The sequence below is a fragment of the Streptomyces beijiangensis genome (assembly GCF_017315755.1).
GTDB classification, from domain to species: domain Bacteria; phylum Actinomycetota; class Actinomycetes; order Streptomycetales; family Streptomycetaceae; genus Streptomyces; species Streptomyces beijiangensis.
This window is the reverse complement of sequence record NZ_JAFLRJ010000039.1, coordinates 1-17,996: the sequence shown is the minus strand read 5'-3', so window position 1 is coordinate 17,996 and position 17,996 is coordinate 1. Positions and strand designations below refer to the sequence as shown.

Genomic DNA, 17,996 nt, shown 5'->3' with positions numbered 1-17,996 from the left:
TAAATGCGCGGGCCGTCGCGGCTCCCCATCGGGAGCCGCGACGGCCCGTACACGCGAACCCCGTCAGGGTCAGTGCGTGGCGCCCGCCGTCGCCGGCGGAAGGTCGATCTGGACTCCCTTGTCGCCCGCGTCCGCCGTGTAGTCCGCCGGGGACGTCTCGTCGACGCCCTCCGGCGCCTTCAGCGCCTTCAGGACGAAGGTCAGGACCACGACCACCACCGCGTTCAGGACGAACGCCGTCAGGCCGATGTAGCCGATCTCTCCGAAGCCGGGGATCTCCTTCGACGAGCCGCCGAAGTGCTTCTGCGTCGGCGAGGCGACCCCGAATGCGGCGAAGGTGCCGTACAGCATGCCTGCCGCCCAGCCCGCGAGCAGCGCCCAGCGGTGGAACCAGCGCGTGAAGAGGCCGCCGACCAGTGCCGGCATCGTCTGCAGGATCCAGATGCCGCCCAGCAGCTGGAAGTTGATCGCGACCGTCTTGTCCATCGTCAGGACGAAGGCCAGCGCCCCCACCTTCACCAGCAGCGAGACCAGCTTGGAGACCTTCGCCTCGTGGGCCGGCGTCGCGTCCGGCCTGATGAAGTCCCGGTAGATGTTGCGCGTGAAAAGGTTCGCCGCCGCGATCGACATGATCGCCGCAGGCACCAGCGCGCCGATGCCGATCGCCGCGAAGGCGACGCCCGCGAACCAGTCCGGGAACATGTTCTCGAAGAGCTGCGGGATCGCCAGCTGGGGGTTCTTGACCGAGACCCCGGCCGCGATCGCCATGAAGCCGAGCAGGGCCAGGAGGCCGAGCATCAGGGAGTACAGCGGCAGGATCGTGGTGTTGCGGCGGATCACGTTGCGGCTGCGCGAGGAGAGCGTCGCCGTGATCGAGTGCGGGTACATGAAGAGCGCGAGCGCCGAGCCGAGGGCGAGCGTGGCGTAACCCCACTGGCCCGCCTCGCCGGGGGCGAGTGCGCCGATCGGTTTGCCCGTCGCCGGGTTCAGCTTGGCGAACTTCTCGCCCGCCGCCGCGAAGATGTCGTCGAATCCGCCCAGTTTGATGGGGATGTAGATGATCGCGACGATGATGACGAGATAGATCAGCCCGTCCTTGACGAAGGCGATCAGCGCGGGCGCGCGCAGCCCCGATGAGTAGGTGTACGCCGCGAGTACGGCGAAGGCGATCAGCAGCGGCAGGTCCTTGACGAACCAGTTGCTGCTCTCGCCGCCGACGCCCATGACGTCCAGTACCGCCTGGATGCCGACCAGTTGGAGTGCGATGTACGGCATCGTGGCGAGGATGCCGGTCACCGCGACCGCCAGCGACAGGCCCTTCGAGCCGAAGCGCCCGCGCACGAAGTCCGAGGTGGTGACGTACCCGTGCTTGTGCGAGACCGACCACAGGCGGGGCAGGAAGGTGAAGATCAGCGGGTAGACGAGGATCGTGTAAGGCACGGCGAAGAAGCCGGCCGCGCCCGCCGCGTAGATCAGCGCGGGGACGGCGACGAAGGTGTACGCCGTGTACAGGTCGCCGCCGAGCAGGAACCAGGTGACCCAGGTGCCGAACGACCGGCCGCCCAGGCCCCATTCGTCGAGGCTCTCCTCGTTCTCGGCCTTGCGCCAGCGCGACGCCATGAATCCGATGACCGTGACGGCCAGGAAGAAGAAGATGAAGACGCCGAGAGCGACGCCATTGACGCCGGTCTTCATGAGGACGCGCCTTCCTTGCGGGCGCGCTGGTCACGCTGCCACAGCTTGTACGCGATCATCGTGAGCGCGGTCGAGATGAGGACCCAGAGCATCTGGTACCAGTAGAAGAACGGGATGCCGATGAAGGCCGGGTCGACCTTCGCGTACGAGCTCACCCAGAGCATCGCCACGAAGGGCGCGATCAGGCAGATCGCGATGATCACGCGCGCCGGTGTGACGACGGGTGGTGGTTTCTCTTCTGGCATGCGGTGTTCCGTCCCCTCGCTGATCACCTGTTGTAATGCGCAGGAAATCTATGCGCGGGCTCTCACCCGAAGGAACCCCTGTCCGCATACCGGAATGGCATCAACCGTGCGCTGACCGCGGTGGAATGCGGCGCTTGGTCCGACTCCCGGAGGAGTACGACATGACGCTCGTACCCTGATTCATCGGTGGATGCGCGCACGTAACGTACGCGCATCCACGTCAGTCGTTGGGCCGCTGCAGCGTCGCGACGAACTTGTACCGGTCGCCCCGGTACACCGAGCGCACCCACTCCACCGGCTCGCCCCGCTCGTCGATCGAGTGCCGCGACAGCATCAGCATCGGCAGACCCACATCCGTGCCGAGCAGACCCGCCTCGCGCGGTGTCGCCAGGGACGTCTCGATCGTCTCCTCGGCCTCCGCGAGCCGGACGTCGTACACCTCGGAGAGTGCCGTGTAGAGCGAGGTGTACTTCACCAGCGAGCGCCGCAGCGCGGGGAAACGCTTGGCGGACAGGTGGGTGGTCTCGATCGCCATCGGCTCGCCGCTCGCCAGGCGCAGGCGCTCGATGCGCAGGACGCGGCCGCCGGCCGTGATGTCCAGGAGCCCCGCGAGGGCGTCGTCGGCGGTGATGTAGCCGATGTCGAGGAGCTGCGAGGTGGGTTCGAGGCCCTGGGCCCTCATGTCCTCGGTGTACGAGGTGAGTTGGAGGGCCTGCGAGACCTTGGGCTTTGCGACAAAGGTGCCTTTGCCCTGGATCCGCTCGAGGCGGCCCTCGACGACGAGCTCCTGAAGCGCCTGGCGCACGGTCGTGCGTGAGGTGTCGAACTCGGCGGCCAGAGTGCGCTCCGGGGGCACGGGCGTGCCCGGCGGGAGGGTCTCCGTCATGTCGAGCAAGTGCCTCTTGAGCCGGTAGTACTTGGGCACGCGCGCAGTACGCCCGGGCGTCGTGGCCTCAGTCTCCGTACCGCCCCCGTCAGTGCCCATGGCCTGCCTTCCCGAGTGCTGCGCTGCTGCCGTCACCGGCTCCTCCGTCTGTTGCGGCTCACATGGTGGCACGGTGCGCTGTCAGGGCGTCGGCCTCCCGCAGGTGTCGGTCCGATAACAGGTCCGACAGGCCTTCTTATACACCCTTGACACCCCTAAAGGTCTAGGCCAAGCTCCCGGTACTGGTCTAAACCATTAAAGACCAGGTCCCAGCCCCACGTGCAGTACACGCCCCATTTACGCGTCGCACCGGTAGTCGCGGCGCTTGTGGCGGAACGGCGTTCTCGGGTGATGGGGGGAAGTTCCTTGCATCCCTGAGGAGGGTGTTGTGAAGCGCAAGCTCATCGCAGCAATTGGCGTTGCGGGCATGCTGGTCAGCATTGCCGCGTGTGGTTCGGACGACAAGTCCGACAGCGGCAGCAAGAAGGCCGGGGCCGACAGCTACAAGGGCCAGACCCTGACCGTCTGGGCGATGGACGGCTCCACGCCGCCCAACTGGACCAAGGACGTGACGGCCGCCTTCCAGAAGAAGACCGGCGCGACGCTGAAGTTCGAGACCCAGAAGTGGGACGGCATTCAGCAGAAGATCACGACGGCTCTCTCCGAGTCGACGCCGCCGGACGTCATCGAGGTCGGCAACACCCAGACCCCGGCGTACGCGGCCACGGGCGGCCTCGCCGACCTGAGCGACCTGAAGAAGGAGATCGGCACCGACTGGGCCGAGCCCCTCAACAAGTCCGCCGTCTTCGAGGGCAAGCAGTTCGCCGCCCCGTGGTACTTCGCCAACCGCGTCGTCATCTACAACAAGAAGGTCTGGGCGGACGCCGGCATCACCGGCACCCCGAAGACCCGCGCCGAGTTCTTCACGGACCTCGACAAGATCAAGGCCAAGGGCAAGGCCGAGCCGATCTACCTGCCCGGCCAGAACTGGTACTTCTTCGACGGCCTGACCATCGGCCAGGGCGCGGACCTCGTCAAGAAGGAAGGCGACAAGTACGTCTCCAACCTCTCTGACCCCAAGGTCGCCGCGGCCATGGAGCTGTACAAGAAGTACCAGTCGTACTCCAAGGCCCCCAAGGACAAGGACGAGGCCACCCCGCAGCAGGCCGACGTCTTCGCCAAGGGCAAGACCGGCGCCTTCGTCGGCATGGGCTGGGAGGCCGGTACGGCCATCAAGGCCAACCCCGCCATCGAGAAGGAGATCGGTTACTTCACGATCCCGGGTGAGACGGCTGCCAAGCCCGAGGGTGTCTTCCTCGGCGGCTCCAACCTCGCCGTCGCCGCGGGCAGCAAGAAGCAGGACCTCGCGAAGGAGTTCCTGCGGATCGCACTCTCCGACCAGTTCGAGGGCGCGCTCTCCAAGGAGAGCGGTCTCATCCCGAACAAGACGTCGCTGAACTCCAACCTCACGGCCAACCCGGCCGGTGCCGCCGCGGCTCCCGCCGCCGGTGTCTCCGGTGGCACCACCCCGCTCATCCCCGAGTGGGCCCCGGTGGAGAACAACCCGAACCCGATCAAGAGCTACATGACCGCGGTGCTGAACGGGAAGACTCCGGCCGAGGCAGCCAAGGCGGTCGAGGCGGAGATCAACAAGCGCCTCTCGCAGAAGAACTGATCGCACGCGCCGGGGGGCGGGCCACTGCTCCCCGGCGCTCTGCGTGTTCCGGCGCAGCCACGACCGTACGGCCACAGAAGAGATGGCGAGCATGTCAGTGCAGACCGAACGCGCGGACCGGGCAGGCTCGGCCCCGGCGGACACCATCCGCAAGGGTGATGCTCCCCGAGGCGGACCCGCCGCAGCGCGCAAGAACCGGGCCGGCGCCTCCGTCCCGTATCTACTCCTCCTGCCGGCACTGCTTGTCACGGCGGTGTTCCTGGGCTGGCCCCTGGTCAAGGACGGCATGCTGTCCTTCCAGAATCTCAACCCGCGCCAGCTGATCCTCCACCTCACCGAGTGGAACGGCTTCGACAACTACTCAGAGGTCCTGAAGAGTTCGGACTTCTGGAAGGTCGTCGAGCGATCGGTCTTCTTCACCGCCGCCAACGTCGTACTGACCATGCTGGCGGGCATCCTGATCGGCCTGCTCCTCGCACGCCTCGGCAAGAAGATGCGCCTGCTGCTCATGCTGGGCCTGGTGTTCGCCTGGGCCATGCCGATGATCGCGGCGACCACCGTCTACCAGTGGCTCTTCGCCCAGCGCTTCGGTGTCGTGAACTACGTTCTCGACACGCTCGGCTGGCACTCGATGGCCGACTACAACTGGCTGGGCACGCAGTTCTCCACGTTCTCCATCGTCACCCTGCTGATCGTCTGGCAGTCCGTGCCGTTCGTGGCGATCAACCTGTACGCGGCGACGACGACGATCCCGAGGGAAATGTACGAAGCCGCATCGCTCGACGGCGCCGGCGGCTGGAAGAGCTTCACCTCCGTGACGTTCCCCTTCCTCAAGCCGTTCCTGCTGGCCACGACGTTCCTGCAAGTCATCTGGATCTTCAAGTCGTTCGCCCAGCTCTTCGCGATCAACGGCGGCGGCCCGGACCGGCTCACCGAGACCCTGCCCGTGTACGCCTTCGTCGAAGGCGTCGGCAACCAGCACTTCGGCATGGGCGCGGCGATCTCGTTCCTGACGATCATCGTGCTGGTCGCGCTGACCGGTTACTACCTGCGTATCGCGCTCAAGAACGAGGAGGACGAGCTGTGAGGCGTTCACTGTTCGGCCGCATCTGGCCCAACGCGACGGCGATCATCCTCTTCGCAGGCTTCGCCTTCCCCGTCTACTGGATGTTCAGCACGGCCTTCAAGCCGAACCTCGACATCGTCACCGACACCCCGGTCTGGTTCCCGACCAACTACACGTTCGAGCACTTCAAGACGGTATTCCGCGCGGACCACTTCTGGACCCTGGTGTTCAACTCGGTCACCGTCACCGTGCTGTCCGTGCTCGGCTCGCTGGTCATCTCGCTCTTCGCGGCGTTCGCCATGACGCGTATGCGCTTCAAGGGCCGCCGCGGCATCCTCCTGACCTTCATGATCGCGCAGATGGCCCCCTGGGAGGTCATGGTCATCGCGATCTACATGCTGGTGCGCGACGCGGACATGCTGAACAGCCTGGTCCCGCTGACGCTCTTCTACATGGTGATGGTCCTCCCCCTCACGATCCTGACGCTGCGCGGCTACATCGCCGCCGTGCCCAAGGAGCTGGAGGAGTCCGCCATGGTCGACGGCTGCACCCGCACCCAGGCCTTCATCAAGGTGATCTTCCCCCTCCTGGGCCCCGGTCTGATGGCCACCTCGCTCTTCGGCTTCATCACCGCGTGGAACGAATTCCCGCTGGTCCTCATCCTCAACAAGGACATCGAGTACCAGACGCTCCCGCTCTGGCTCTCCCAGTTCCAGACGGCGTTCGGCGACGACTGGGGCGCCACCATGGCCGCCTCGTCGCTCTTCGCCATCCCCATCCTGATCCTCTTCGTCTATCTGCAACGCAAGGCTGTCAGCGGTCTCACCTCCGGTGCCGTGAAGGGCTGATGTCATCCATGACCACGATCGCACCCGGCACTGACACCCTGACCCGCGACGCCCTCGCGGTGCTCCAGCCAGGTTTCACCGGGACCACCGCGCCCGAGTGGCTGCTGCGGCTGATCGGCGAAGGGCTCTCCTCCGTCGGCCTCTTCGGACGCAACATCGCCTCGGCCGGGCAGCTCGCGGAACTGACACGGCAGTTGCGCGCCGAGCGGGACGACGTCCTCGTCGCCATCGACGAGGAGGGCGGCGACGTCACCCGCCTGGAGGTCCGCAGCGGCTCCTCCTTTCCGGGCAATCTCGCGCTCGGCGCCGTCGACGACCCGGAGCTGACCCGCTCCGTCGCCCTTGAGCTCGGCCGCAGGCTCGCCGAGTGCGGGGTCAACCTCAACTGGGCGCCGTCCGCGGACGTCAACTCCAATCCGGGCAATCCGGTCATCGGTGTACGGTCCTTCGGCGCCGATCCCGCCCTCGTGGCCCGCCACACGGCGGCGTACGTCGAAGGCCTCCAGGCCGCGGGCGTCGCCGCCTGCACCAAGCACTTCCCCGGCCACGGCGACACCGCCGTCGACTCCCACCACGCGATGCCCCGCATCGACGCGGACATGGAGACCCTGCACGCCCGCGAACTCGTGCCCTTCAGGGCCGCGATCGCGGCGGGCTCCAAGTCGGTGATGAGCGCGCACATCCTGCTGCCCGCCCTCGACCCCGACCGCCCGGCCACGCTCAGCCCGCGCATCCTCACCGGGCTGCTCCGCGAGGAGCTCGGTTACGACGGCCTGATCGTCACCGACGGCATGGAGATGCAGGCCATCGCCGCGGTGTACGGCATCGAGCGCGGCTCGGTCCTCGCGATCGCGGCCGGCGCCGACGCCATCTGTGTGGGCGGCGGACTCGCCGACGAACAGACGGTTCTCGATCTGCGGGACGCGCTGGTAGCCGCGGTCCGCAGTGGTGACCTTCCCGCCGAGCGGCTGGCCGACGCCGCCGCACGGGTCCGTGCGCTGGCCGCGTGGACCCAGCAGAGCAGGGGGACCTTGGTGCCGGGCGCGGCAGTGCAGGAGGGGACCGCGCCCGGCAGCGAGATCGGCCTCGTCGCGGCACGCCGCGCGCTCAGGGTGACGGTGGCCGAGAGCCACACCCCGCTGACCTCGGCTCCGTACGTCGCCGCCTTCACGCCCGTCGCCAACATCGCGGTGGGCGACGAGACCCCGTGGGGCATCGCCGCCGACCTGGCCGCGCTGCTGCCGGGCACCGGGACAGGATCCTTCGGGGCCGACGCACCGGTGGAGTCGGTACTGGCCGCCGCGGGGGAGCGCCGGATCGTGGCGGTCGTACGCGACGAGCACCGGCATCCGTGGATGGGCGCCGCACTGGACGCACTGCTGGCGGCCAGGCCCGACACGGCGGTGGTCGAGATGGGCGTACCGCAGGCGGCTGCCCGCGGGGCGCTGCACATCGCGACACACGGCGCCGCCCGAGTCTGCGGCCGAGCCGCAGCAGAGGTCATCGCCGGCGGAAATTCCAGCCCGTCGAGGGGCCCCCTCCCTGCTCCTTAAGAGCTTGGGGGAGATTGAGGACGAGCGCGCCCGAAGGGTGCGCGGCAGAGCGAAAGGGCCCGGACACCATCAAGGTGTCCGGGCCCTCTCGTACGAGGTCCTACAGCCCCTGCCACTCCGGCTTGGCCGCGAACGTCGCACGGAAGTACTCGGCCAGCTTCAGCTTCGACGCCGCCGCCTCGTCGACCACGACCGTCGCATGCCGGTGCAGCTGCAGCGCCGACGCCGGGACCAGCGCGGAGAGCGGCCCCTCGACCGTCGCGGCCACCGCGTCCGCCTTGCCCTCGCCGGTGGCGAGCAGCACCAGGTGGCGGGCCTCCAGGATGGTGCCGATGCCCTGGGTGATGACGTGGTGGGGGACCTGCTCGATGTCGTTGTCGAAGAAGCGCGCGTTGTCGACCCGCGTCTGGTTCGTCAGCGTCTTGATCCGGGTGCGCGAGGAGAGCGAGGAGCACGGCTCGTTGAAGCCGATGTGCCCGTCGGTGCCGATGCCGAGCAGCTGCAGGTCGACGCCGCCGGACGCCGCGAGGGCCTGGTCGTACGCCTCGCACGCCGCCTGGACGTCGGCGGCCGAGCCGTCGGGGCCCATGAACGAGGACGGGGTCAGACCGAGCGGCTCGACGACCTCGCGCAGGACGACGGACCGGTACGACTCCGGGTGGCCCTGGGGCAGCCCGACGTACTCGTCGAGCTGACAGATGCGTGCCGTCGACGCGTCCACGGCACCGGCGGCGACCTTGGCGGCCAGCGCCTCGTAGATGGGCAGCGGGGTAGAGCCGGTGGCAACGCCGAGCAGCGCGTCGGGCTTGCGGCGGATCAGGGCGGCCATGGCCTCCGCGATGAGTTCGCCGCCTGCCTTGGCGTCCGGGACGATGACAACTTCCACGCTGGGCCTGCCGATCTGGAGGGGGGAGCGTAATGTGGTATAGACCAATCTAGCAGAGCTGGCGCGCTCCGGCTGGCGGTTGAGTCTGCTCCCATGGTCGACTGGGAAGGCTCCCGGGACCCATTCAGGGGCAGCCATTTGGAGGCAGTCGCGATGTCCGAGCAGCCTGGCAGGATCATGTCCGCGGAGATCGCGGAGCAGCCCGCGGTGCTGCGACGGATCCTGGACCAGGGGGCGCCGAGGATCCGCGACGTCGCGGCCGCCATCGCCGCGAGGCACCCGCGCTTCGTCCTGCTGTCTGCACGCGGCACCTCGGACCATGCGGCGCTCTACGCCAAGTACCTGCTGGAGATCAGACTCGGCCTGCCCTGCGGGCTCACCTCGATGTCGACGACGACGGCGTACGGGGCCGAGCCCGACCTGCGCGACGTCCTGCTCATCACCGTCAGCCAGTCCGGCGGCTCGCCCGACCTGGTGGCCTCCACCGGGGCTGCGCGCAAGGCGGGTGCGATCACCCTCGCCGTCACGAACAACGCCGACTCGGCGCTGGCCGCGGTCTCCGAGTACCACATCGACATCCTGGCAGGCCCGGAGAAGGCGCTGCCCGCCACCAAGACGTACACGGCGTCGCTGCTCTCGCTCTACCTCTTCGCCGAGGGGCTGCGGGGCAGCGACGGGGCCGCGGCGCAGGGGCTGCCGCAGCTGGCCGAGGCGGTCCTGTCCCGGCAGGAGGAGATCCGGACCCTCGCCTCCCGCTACCGCTTCGCGGGCCGCATGGTGATCACCTCGCGGGGTTACGGGTACCCGACCGCGAAGGAGGCCGCCCTCAAGATGATGGAGACGAGCTACATCCCCGCGCTGGCCTACTCCGGCGCGGACCTGCTGCACGGCCCGCTCGCCATGGTCGACAACGTCTCGCCGGTGATCGCGGTGGTCACCGACGGCCACGGCGGCGAGGCGCTCCAGCCGGTGCTCGACCGGCTGCGCGGGCGCGGTGCCGATCTGGTGGTCATCGGCCCGAAGCACCAGGTCGACGCGGCATCGGCCGGCTTCGTCCTGCCGACCGACGGGGTCTCGGAGGAGCTCCAGCCGCTGCTTGAGATCCTCCCGCTGCAGCTTCTGGCGTACGAGGTGACGATCGCCCGCGGCCAGGACCCCGACGCGCCCAGAGCCCTGGCCAAGGTCACCGAGACCAGCTGACCTACGGGAGCGAGCCGCCCGTGGCGTCGATCCACTGGCCGGTCACCCAGCGCCCGTCGTCCGAGGCCAGGAAGGCGACCACGTCCGCGATGTCGTCCGGGGCTCCGACCCTGCCCAGCGCGGAGAAGCCCGCGGCCTGCGCCTGCGCCGCCTCGTTGTCGCGCAGCCAGGCCGCGTTGATGTCCGTGTCCACGATGCCCGGGGCCACCGCGTTCACCGTGATCCCGCGCGGGCCCACCACCTTGGCCAGGTACTTGGTGAAGACGTCCAGGGCGCCCTTGGTCATCGCGTACGTCAGGGTCTCCGGCATCATCGCCGCGTGCGAGAGGCCCGAGGAGATGTTGATGACGCGGCCGCCGTCCCGCAGCCGGTCGAGGCCCAGCTGGGACAGGAAGTACGGGGCCTTGGCGTTCACTGCGAACAGCCGGTCGTACTCCGCCTCGTCGGTCTGCCCGAAGGGCTGTGAGGTGCCGATGCCCGCGTTGTTGACCAGGATGTCCACGCCCTCCGCCTGCCGGTCGAAGGCTTCCCACAGCGCCGCCGCGTCGCCCGGTACCCCCAGCTCCTGGCCGATCGCGAAGGCCGAGCCGCCGGCCGCCTCGATCGCCGCGACCGTCTCCTTGGCCGCCGTCTCGTTCGTGCCGTAGTGCACCGCCACGCGCGCTCCGTCCCGGCCGAGCCGCTCGGCGATCGCCCGCCCGATGCCCCGGCTGCCGCCCGTGACCAGTGCCGTCCTGCCGTTGAGCGTGCCCATGGCGACGCCCCCTCACTTCTCTAGCGGTCGATACAGAAAGGACCGTATCAGATTCCCTAGTGACCGCTATAGAATCGGACGATGTCGACGAAACAGCGCGGCCGCCCCCGCTCCTTCGATCGCGAGGCAGCCCTCGGGCAGGCCACGATGGCCTTCTGGGAACACGGCTACGAGGCGACCTCCATCGCGGACCTGACGCGCGCGATGGGCATCGGGGCGCCCAGCCTGTACGCGGCTTTCGGCGACAAGAAGGCGCTCTTCGAGGAGGTCGTACGGGGGTACGGCGCGACGTACGGGGCCTTCACCGGCGCGGCGCTCGAGGAGGAACCCACGGCCCGCGCGGCCTTCACGCGCGTGCTGCGCGAGGCGGCAGCGGTCTTCACCGACCCCGCGCACCCGCCGGGCTGCATGGTGATCTCGGCCGCGACCAACTGCACGACGGCGGAGGTCGAGGAGGCTCTGCGCGCGATGCGCAACACCAACATCGCCCGCTTCGAGGACCTGGTCCGCGCCGACGTCCACCGGGGCGAGCTCCCGCCGGACACGGCTCCCGGGGTGCTGGCGCGCTACATCGCGGCGGTGTTCCAGGGCATGTCGCAGCAGGCGCGCGACGGCGCGACGCGGGAGGAGCTGGAGCGGGTGGCCGGCTTGGCGATGCGGGCCTGGCCCGGGAAATGACTTCGGGCCGCGGCGTCTGAGCGGACGGGACCCTCAGCCCGTCCGGCCGACACCGCAGCCCGGAGTTGCATCGGCCGGAGGATGTGCGGTCCACCGGTCGAAGGGGAGGACTTGGCGCAGTCAGGGCAGAGAGCGCCGCGTACCTCGTCTCCACTCTCCTGTGCGGGGAGAGCGGAAGCATTGCGTGGCCATTGTGGACTAGACCATTCCCTGCTGTCCATGCGTGCGACGGCCCTATTTTCGACAGGTACGCTCGCAGCTGTGCCCTCCATGAACGACCTCGTACGCCAGCACACCGCTCTGAGTGACACCGACCTCGAGTGGCTCCATCTGCTGGTCTCGGAGTGGCAGCTGCTCTCCGACCTGTCCTTCGCCGACCTCGTCCTGTGGATTCCCACCCTGGACGGGACCCGCTATGTCTCCGTGGCGCAGATGCGGCCCAACACGGGCCCCACCTCGTACCAGGACGACATGGTCGGCCATCTCGTCCCGCGCGGCCGCAGGCCCCTGCTGGACGCCGCCCTCGACGAGGGGCGGATCGTGCGCGAGGGCGACCCCGAGTGGCGCGAGGAGGTGCCGGTGCGGGTCGAGTCGATTCCCGTACGCCGCGAAGGCCGCGTCCTGGGCGTCATCGCCAGGAACACCAACCTCCTCACCGTCCGTACCCCCTCGCGTCTGGAGCTCACCTACCTCCAGTCCGCCTCGGACCTCGCCCAGATGATCACCGCGGGGTCCTTCCCCTTCCCCGGCCAGCAGGTCGACATGGACGCGTCCCCCCGCGTCGGCGACGGCATGATCCGCCTGGACGCGGACGGCCTCGTCCAGTACGCCAGCCCCAACGGCCTCTCCGCCTACCACCGCCTGGGCCTCGCCCACGACCTCGTGGGTCAGCACCTGGGCAAGATCACCGCCGAACTCGCGCCCTCCCGCGGCCCGGTGGACGAGGCCCTGGAGAAGCTGGCCAGTGGTTATGCCCCGCGCGAGACCGAGGTCGAGGGCAACGGCGGCGTGATCCAGCTGCGTACGATCCCGCTCGCGCCCAAGGGAATCCGGATCGGTTCGCTCGTCCTCCTGCGGGACGTGACCGAACTGCGTCGCCGCGAGCGCGAGTTGATCACCAAGGACGCCACCATCCGGGAGATCCACCACCGGGTGAAGAACAACCTCCAGACGGTGGCCGCCCTGTTGCGGCTGCAGTCGCGGCGGATGGATTCGGAGCAGGGCCGGGACGCACTCAACGAGGCGGTCCGTCGTGTCGGTTCGATCGCGATCGTGCACGAGACGCTTTCGCAGAATCTCGACGAGCGCGTCGAATTCGACGAAATCGCCGACCGGGTCATCGCGATGGTCGCGGAAATCTCACCGGGCCGGGTCCACTGCCGCCGTACCGGCCGCTTCGGAATACTGGACGCGGAAGTCGCGACCCCGCTCGCCATGGTGCTGACGGAGGTTCTGCAGAACGCACTGGAACACGCGTTCGGCGAGGGCGAGCAGGGCACGGTCGAGGTGTCCGCGGTACGCGGCGGGGGCTCCCGCGACGAGGGCCGGCTGCTGATCACCGTCCAGGACGACGGCTGCGGACTGCCCGAAGGGTTCGACCCGCACCGGGCGGGCAATCTGGGGCTGCAGATCGTACGGACGCTGGTGGAGGGCGAGTTGGGCGGCGCCTTCGACATGGTTCCCGCTCCGGAGCGCGGCACCCGGGTGGTCCTCGACATCCCGGTCAAGACGCAGAAGTAGGAGAAGCGGCAGCAGGGGACAGCAGCAAGCCCCGGACCGTAATGCACTGGTCCGGGGCTCAAAGCTGTTGTTCTTACTGCGCTGTTGGGGTCTGCGCTGTTATGGAATACGCGCGCTGCGGCTCAAGGGCGGCGGTGATGCGTACACGGTGTACGCGCGCCGCCAGGGCTCAGGCTCGAAGCAGGGTGGTTCAGGCGGTCGCGTTACGCGCCCGGTTGCGAGCGGCACGGCGCTTCATCGCGCGGCGCTCGTCCTCGCTGAGGCCACCCCAGACGCCGGAGTCCTGGCCGGACTCGAGCGCCCACTGCAGGCACTGCTCCATGACGGGGCAGCGGCGGCAGACGGCCTTGGCTTCCTCGATCTGCAGCAGCGCGGGACCGGTGTTGCCGATGGGGAAGAACAGCTCCGGGTCTTCCTCACGACAAACGGCGTTGTGACGCCAGTCCATGGCTGCTACCTCTCCTAGGTGTTACAAGCGGGTTGCTTGTGAATGTGAACGCTTTCACGAATCCCCCCGCAAGTGAAGTGCCGGAAGTCACTTGACGTGACATCGTCCTTCGGGTTTGTAGAGGGGTTCTGGTGCTTCAGGGGGCCGATGGTGCGGGCCGTTCCGAGCGCCATGAAGAGATTCGCAAACCTCGGCGGCGGATACAACCCCTTCCGAGAAGTTTTTTTTGATTCCTCGGTGTCGGCTAGGTCACAGCCGTACTTCCATGGGGTGGATCCCAGCCCAAACGTTCGAGTTAAAGGACTTTAGGCCCTTCCGCTCACACAATCACACGCAGTGCACGGCGTACGCCTGTGAACGTCACGCTCGTACGCAGTCCCAGGTGGTCGCCGTCCATCTGAAAGGGCAGCGGAACCTTGGAATGCAAGGAGAAGTCGGTGAGGTCGTGCAGGGAAACGGCGTGCTTTCCGTGTGGACCGCGTTCGGGTGTCGAAGTGAGCAGCTGAGTGCCGTAGCGGGCCGCCGCAACCGACGAGAGCTTCGAGAGGGAGAGCACGTCCAGGGCGGTCTCGAAGGACGCCTCCGGGGAGGCGTACATCGGGCGATTGCCCAGGTAGGTGTAGGGGGAGGTGTTACAGATTATCGACAGGACGAGGTCGGTGACCGGGTCCTCGCCGGGGCGCTCCAGAGTGATCGCGCCGTGCCTGCGGTTGGACTCGTCAAGGAACTGGCGTACCACCTGGCGTACGTAGAGGGCGTGCGTCGAACGCTTCCCGCGCTCCCGCTGTTGTTCGACTCGTCCCACTACGCCCGCGTCGAAGCCGAGCCCGGCACAGAAAGTGAACCAGCGGGACGGGACCCCTTCGTCCTCCGAGCCCGGCGTGCCGGCCGCCAGGCCGAGGCTGACGGTGCGCTCACGGCGCTCACGCAGCGCATCCAGGATCGCGCCGGTCGCCTCCACGGCGTCGTTCGGCAGCCCCAGCGCGCGGGCGAAGACATTCGTGGAGCCGCCGGGGACGACCGCGAGGCCGGGCAGCCGCTCCAGGTCGGGGCCGTTGTGCAGCAGGCCGTTGACGACCTCGTTGACCGTGCCGTCGCCACCGAGAGCGACGACCAGCTCGATGTCCTTGCTCTCCGCCGCACGGCGGCCGAGGTCCCTGGCATGGCCGCGGTACTCGGTGGTGATCGCCTCCAGCTTCATCTCGCTGGCGAGGGCATGGATGAGCACGTCGCGTACGCGCGCACTGGTAGTGGTGGCAGCTGGATTGACCACAAGGAGAGCGCGCATGGGCAGAAGATTACCTACCGTCTGGTACCGGGCCCAGTCCGGCCCTGAACGCCGCCCGTTACGCTGCCAGGGTGAGCAGTGAGCAGACCTCCCCGACCCTGGCCCCCCGACCCGCCCGTCTGGCGTACGCGGCGGCCCTCTGTGCCCTGGAGGGGGCGGCGCTGGTCGTCGCGGGCGTGTACCTGCTGATCCGGGGTGCGGTCGGCTCCGACGGCACGGAGACGGGGGCCACGGCCGGTGTGACGCTGATCGTCCTCGCGCTCATCCCGCTGATCGCGGCGCGCGGGCTGCTGCGGCAGAAGGCCTGGAGCCGGGGGCCCGCGATCATCACGCAGATCATCGCGCTGCCGGTGGCCTGGACGCTGCTCAAGTCCGAGAACGGGCTGATCCCGGCGGGCATCGTGCTCGCGGTGGTCGCCGTCACCGGGCTGGTCCTGCTGATCAATCCCGCGACGGCGAAGGCCCTGGGTATCCGGGGCCCCCGCGACGCGTAGCGCCCTGCGGCGCGCAAGCTTTAAAGACTGTCCTCAAACGCCGGACGGGCTGGAGATGGACGGGCTGGAGACGGACGGGCTGGAGACGGACGGGCCTGAGTTCGCTGGGGTCACTCCTCCACCAGGAGCTTTTCGCGCAGTTGTGCGAGTGTTCTGGCGAGCAGGCGCGAGACGTGCATCTGGGAGATGCCGACCTCCTGGGCGATCTGCGACTGGGTCATGTTGCCGAAGAACCGAAGCAGCAGGATCCGCTTCTCCCGCGGCGGGAGATCTTCGAGCAGCGGCTTCAGTGACTCGCGGTACTCGACGCCCGCCAGGGCCTCGTCCTCCGAGCCCAGCGTGTCCGCGACCGCCGGGGACTCGTCGTCCGTGTCCGGGACGTCCAGCGAGAGGGTGGAGTAGGCGTTGGCCGACTCCAGGCCCTCCAGGACCTCCTCCTCCGAGATCCCCAGGCGCTCCGCCAGCTCATGGACCGTGGGGGAACGGCCGTGCTGCTGGGAGAGCTCCGCCGTGGCCGTCGTCAGGGACAGCCGCAGCTCCTGGAGGCGGCGCGGTACCCGTACCGCCCACCCCTTGTCACGGAAGTGACGTTTGATCTCGCCGACGACGGTCGGTGTCGCGTACGTGGAGAACTCGACTCCGCGCTCCGGGTCGAAGCGGTCCACCGACTTGATCAGACCGATCGTGGCGACCTGGGTGAGGTCGTCCAGTGGCTCCCCGCGATTGCGGAAACGGCGGGCGAGGTGCTCGACCAGGGGCAGATGCATCCGCACCAGGGTGTTGCGCAGCTCGGCCTTCTCGGCAGAGCCGTCGGGCAGCTTGCCCAGCTCGATGAACATCTCCCGCGCCGCACTGCGGTCGCGCGGATCGCGCTGTTCTTTCCGCTCGTGGTGCTCGTTCTGCTGCTCGCTCATAGGACCCGCCTGCTCTGCCTGCGCCTGCTGTGCCGCGTCGAGAAGTCCATCCACCGGGTGCGGCCGGGCCTGCTGCTCCGGGATCGATCCCGTGCTCACCATGTCCCTCACCGGACCGTCCTCGCTCACGCCGGCCCGGGTCCCGCGCCGCGCTTCTTGTACAGGCTGATGGAGACCGTACGGTCTTCGGCGACCGTGGCGTCGACCTGGCCCGCGAGTGCCGAGAGCACTGTCCAGGCGAAGGTGTCGCGCTCGGGCGCGCGGCCATCGGTCGTGGGGGCCGACACGGTGACCTCGAGTGAGTCGTCGATCAGCCGGAACACACAGCTCAACACGGAGCCGGGCACTGCCTGCTGGAGCAGGATCGCGCACGCCTCGTCGACGGCGATGCGCAAGTCCTCGATCTCGTCGAGGGTGAAGTCCAGACGCGCTGCGAGACCGGCGGTCGCTGTACGCAGCACCGACAGGTAAGCACCCGCAGCCGGCAGCCGGACTTCCACGAAGTCCTGATTCCCGGGCTCGCCTGCGATAGGGGACACCCTCACCTCCAAGGTGGCACAAGCTCGTTCGGGTTCCCGGAGACGCTCCTCCAGGAACCATGCGCGGTGACGCTATCGCGATCCGTCGTCGCGTGTCGTCGTGGGCCGGTACTCCCGCCCCGGCGGCTGTCACTCATGGTAAGCCTACGGGTACGGACAGTGGCTAGGGGTGTGCGGGCCCAATTGTGAAGCGGGGGCGTCGGGTTGACGTACCCAGACGTCAGACGATCGAACCGTCGACAAAGCACCAGCGCCAGCTCTCGCCCGGCTCGAAGCTCCGCATCACCGGGTGCCCCGTCTCCTTGAAGTGCAGTGTCGCGTGCTGGTACGGCGACGAATCGCAGCAGCCGACATGGCCGCAGACCAGGCAGAGACGCAGTTGGACGGGGTGCGACCCGACGGCCAGGCACTCCGGGCAGGTGTCGCCCAGGGGTGCGGGCTCGGGGCGCGGCAGTTCGGCTGTGTGCTGGCACTCGCTCATGATGACTAGATTACGGTGGGCCGACGGCCCGGAGGATGAGGGCGGGCGGGCCTATGGATGCATTGCCGCTGGTGGCACTGGTGGCCGGAAGCGCGATCGTGGCAGGGGTGGCGCGCCGGACGGCTTTCCCCGCGCCGCTGCTGCTGGTCGCCGTGGGGCTGGTCGCGGCGTACGTGCCCGGGGTCCCCGAGTACGCGCTCGACCCCGGGATCGTGCTGCCGCTGGTGCTGCCACCGCTGCTCTATACGGCGGCCGTGGACTCCTCGTACCTGGATCTGAGGGCCAATCTCCGGCCCGTCGCGCTCCTCTCGGTGGGGTACGTGCTCTTCGCGACGCTGGCCGTGGGGTGGCTCGCGTATCTGCTGGTGCCCGACCTGCCGCTGACCGCCGCCCTGGTCCTGGGCGCCGTCATCGCGCCGCCGGACGCGGTCGCGGCGACGGCCATCGCGCGGAAAGTGGGGCTGCCCTCGCGGATCACGACGATCCTGCAGGGCGAATCCCTGGTGAACGACGCGACGGCCATCACCGCGTACAAGGTGGCGCTGGCTGCCGCGGTGGGGGAAGGGG

At 68.6% G+C, this 17,996-nt stretch carries 19 protein-coding genes; 9 read left to right on the top strand and 10 right to left on the bottom strand.

What is annotated here, in order from left to right:
• Positions 1-69: 69 nt before the first annotated feature.
• From mctP to J0695_RS05425, 3 genes are all read right to left on the bottom strand, one after another.
• Positions 70-1,695, bottom strand: coding sequence for a monocarboxylate uptake permease MctP (gene mctP / locus J0695_RS05435; protein WP_206960677.1), 1,626 nt, complete (start codon positions 1,693-1,695; stop codon positions 70-72).
• A complete protein-coding gene (locus J0695_RS05430; RefSeq protein WP_206960676.1) occupies positions 1,692-1,940 on the bottom strand; it encodes a DUF3311 domain-containing protein in 249 nt (82 codons plus the stop codon). Before J0695_RS05430 ends, mctP begins: the two co-directional genes overlap by 4 nt.
• A gap of 220 nt (positions 1,941-2,160) precedes the next feature.
• Positions 2,161-2,925 (bottom strand): GntR family transcriptional regulator, encoded by a 765-nt coding sequence (locus tag J0695_RS05425; RefSeq protein WP_206960675.1) that lies wholly within the window; start codon positions 2,923-2,925, stop codon positions 2,161-2,163.
• A gap of 328 nt (positions 2,926-3,253) precedes the next feature.
• Here J0695_RS05425 and J0695_RS05420 point away from each other — a divergent pair, with 328 nt between their 5' ends.
• From J0695_RS05420 to J0695_RS05405, 4 genes are all read left to right on the top strand, one after another.
• Positions 3,254-4,540, top strand: coding sequence for an extracellular solute-binding protein (locus J0695_RS05420; RefSeq protein WP_206960674.1), 1,287 nt, complete (start codon positions 3,254-3,256; stop codon positions 4,538-4,540).
• 91 nt (positions 4,541-4,631) lie between these two features.
• Entirely contained in the window at positions 4,632-5,627 is a 996-nt protein-coding gene (locus J0695_RS05415; protein WP_206960673.1) for a carbohydrate ABC transporter permease, read from the top strand.
• Positions 5,624-6,454 (top strand): carbohydrate ABC transporter permease, encoded by an 831-nt coding sequence (locus J0695_RS05410; protein WP_206960672.1) that lies wholly within the window; start codon positions 5,624-5,626, stop codon positions 6,452-6,454. The genes J0695_RS05415 and J0695_RS05410 overlap by 4 nt, the downstream gene beginning before the upstream one ends.
• 8 nt (positions 6,455-6,462) lie before the next feature.
• Complete coding sequence (locus J0695_RS05405) at positions 6,463-8,007, top strand: glycoside hydrolase family 3 protein (protein ID WP_206960671.1); 1,545 nt, start codon at positions 6,463-6,465, stop codon at positions 8,005-8,007.
• Positions 8,008-8,107: 100 nt separating this feature from the next.
• Here J0695_RS05405 and nagB read toward each other — a convergent pair whose 3' ends face one another.
• A complete protein-coding gene (nagB, locus tag J0695_RS05400; RefSeq protein ID WP_206960670.1) occupies positions 8,108-8,893 on the bottom strand; it encodes a glucosamine-6-phosphate deaminase in 786 nt (261 codons plus the stop codon).
• A gap of 153 nt (positions 8,894-9,046) precedes the next feature.
• Between nagB and J0695_RS05395 the strand changes: the two genes are divergently transcribed.
• On the top strand, positions 9,047-10,093 hold the full coding sequence (locus J0695_RS05395) for an SIS domain-containing protein (protein WP_206960669.1): 1,047 nt from the start codon (positions 9,047-9,049) through the stop codon (positions 10,091-10,093).
• A 1-nt stretch (position 10,094) separates the two neighbouring features.
• Here J0695_RS05395 and J0695_RS05390 read toward each other — a convergent pair whose 3' ends face one another.
• Positions 10,095-10,847 carry an SDR family oxidoreductase gene (locus tag J0695_RS05390; RefSeq protein ID WP_206960668.1) on the bottom strand — a complete coding sequence of 251 codons (753 nt, stop codon included), beginning with the start codon at positions 10,845-10,847 and terminating at the stop codon, positions 10,095-10,097.
• A gap of 81 nt (positions 10,848-10,928) precedes the next feature.
• Here J0695_RS05390 and J0695_RS05385 point away from each other — a divergent pair, with 81 nt between their 5' ends.
• Positions 10,929-11,525 (top strand): TetR/AcrR family transcriptional regulator, encoded by a 597-nt coding sequence (locus J0695_RS05385; RefSeq protein ID WP_206960667.1) that lies wholly within the window; start codon positions 10,929-10,931, stop codon positions 11,523-11,525.
• A 270-nt stretch (positions 11,526-11,795) separates the two neighbouring features.
• Positions 11,796-13,265, top strand: a complete 1,470-nt coding sequence (locus J0695_RS05380) for a sensor histidine kinase (RefSeq protein WP_206960687.1) — start codon at positions 11,796-11,798, stop codon at positions 13,263-13,265.
• Between the two features lie 190 nt (positions 13,266-13,455).
• On the opposite strand, the gene J0695_RS05375 is transcribed toward J0695_RS05380, so the two are convergent.
• Both J0695_RS05375 and J0695_RS05370 read right to left on the bottom strand, forming a co-directional pair.
• A complete protein-coding gene (locus J0695_RS05375) occupies positions 13,456-13,713 on the bottom strand; it encodes a WhiB family transcriptional regulator (protein WP_004937597.1) in 258 nt (85 codons plus the stop codon).
• A 319-nt stretch (positions 13,714-14,032) separates the two neighbouring features.
• The gene (locus tag J0695_RS05370; RefSeq protein ID WP_206960666.1) at positions 14,033-15,001 is read right to left on the bottom strand and encodes a diacylglycerol/lipid kinase family protein; all 969 of its coding nucleotides are present in this window, start codon (positions 14,999-15,001) and stop codon (positions 14,033-14,035) included.
• 71 nt (positions 15,002-15,072) lie between these two features.
• Here J0695_RS05370 and J0695_RS05365 point away from each other — a divergent pair, with 71 nt between their 5' ends.
• Entirely contained in the window at positions 15,073-15,495 is a 423-nt protein-coding gene (locus tag J0695_RS05365) for a hypothetical protein (protein ID WP_206960665.1), read from the top strand.
• A gap of 110 nt (positions 15,496-15,605) precedes the next feature.
• Here the strand turns inward: J0695_RS05365 and J0695_RS05360 are convergent, their stop codons facing one another.
• From J0695_RS05360 to J0695_RS05350, 3 genes are all read right to left on the bottom strand, one after another.
• The gene (locus J0695_RS05360; RefSeq protein ID WP_206960664.1) at positions 15,606-16,511 is read right to left on the bottom strand and encodes an RNA polymerase sigma factor SigF; all 906 of its coding nucleotides are present in this window, start codon (positions 16,509-16,511) and stop codon (positions 15,606-15,608) included.
• 23 nt (positions 16,512-16,534) lie between these two features.
• Entirely contained in the window at positions 16,535-16,948 is a 414-nt protein-coding gene (locus tag J0695_RS05355) for an ATP-binding protein (protein WP_206960663.1), read from the bottom strand.
• Positions 16,949-17,168: 220 nt separating this feature from the next.
• Positions 17,169-17,429 carry a UBP-type zinc finger domain-containing protein gene (locus tag J0695_RS05350; protein ID WP_206960662.1) on the bottom strand — a complete coding sequence of 87 codons (261 nt, stop codon included), beginning with the start codon at positions 17,427-17,429 and terminating at the stop codon, positions 17,169-17,171.
• Between the two features lie 53 nt (positions 17,430-17,482).
• Here J0695_RS05350 and J0695_RS05345 point away from each other — a divergent pair.
• The coding region (locus J0695_RS05345; protein WP_206960661.1) for a cation:proton antiporter domain-containing protein at positions 17,483-17,996 on the top strand (514 nt) is incomplete at its 3' end.

Excerpts from the sequence above, each read along its gene's own strand:
- J0695_RS05395 (WP_206960669.1), top strand. The coding sequence starts at position 9,047 with ATGTCCGAGCAGCCTGGCAGGATCATGTCCGCGGAGATCGCGGAGCAG.
- J0695_RS05430 (WP_206960676.1), bottom strand. The coding sequence starts at position 1,940 with ATGCCAGAAGAGAAACCACCACCCGTCGTCACACCGGCGCGCGTGATC.
- J0695_RS05360 (WP_206960664.1), bottom strand. The coding sequence starts at position 16,511 with ATGGTGAGCACGGGATCGATCCCGGAGCAGCAGGCCCGGCCGCACCCG.
- J0695_RS05350 (WP_206960662.1), bottom strand. The coding sequence starts at position 17,429 with ATGAGCGAGTGCCAGCACACAGCCGAACTGCCGCGCCCCGAGCCCGCA.
- mctP (WP_206960677.1), bottom strand. The coding sequence starts at position 1,695 with ATGAAGACCGGCGTCAATGGCGTCGCTCTCGGCGTCTTCATCTTCTTC.
- J0695_RS05425 (WP_206960675.1), bottom strand. The coding sequence starts at position 2,925 with ATGGGCACTGACGGGGGCGGTACGGAGACTGAGGCCACGACGCCCGGG.
- J0695_RS05375 (WP_004937597.1), bottom strand. The coding sequence starts at position 13,713 with ATGGACTGGCGTCACAACGCCGTTTGTCGTGAGGAAGACCCGGAGCTG.
- J0695_RS05415 (WP_206960673.1), top strand. The coding sequence starts at position 4,632 with ATGTCAGTGCAGACCGAACGCGCGGACCGGGCAGGCTCGGCCCCGGCG.
- J0695_RS05405 (WP_206960671.1), top strand. The coding sequence starts at position 6,463 with ATGACCACGATCGCACCCGGCACTGACACCCTGACCCGCGACGCCCTC.
- J0695_RS05385 (WP_206960667.1), top strand. The coding sequence starts at position 10,929 with ATGTCGACGAAACAGCGCGGCCGCCCCCGCTCCTTCGATCGCGAGGCA.
- J0695_RS05390 (WP_206960668.1), bottom strand. The coding sequence starts at position 10,847 with ATGGGCACGCTCAACGGCAGGACGGCACTGGTCACGGGCGGCAGCCGG.
- J0695_RS05370 (WP_206960666.1), bottom strand. The coding sequence starts at position 15,001 with ATGCGCGCTCTCCTTGTGGTCAATCCAGCTGCCACCACTACCAGTGCG.
- J0695_RS05380 (WP_206960687.1), top strand. The coding sequence starts at position 11,796 with ATGAACGACCTCGTACGCCAGCACACCGCTCTGAGTGACACCGACCTC.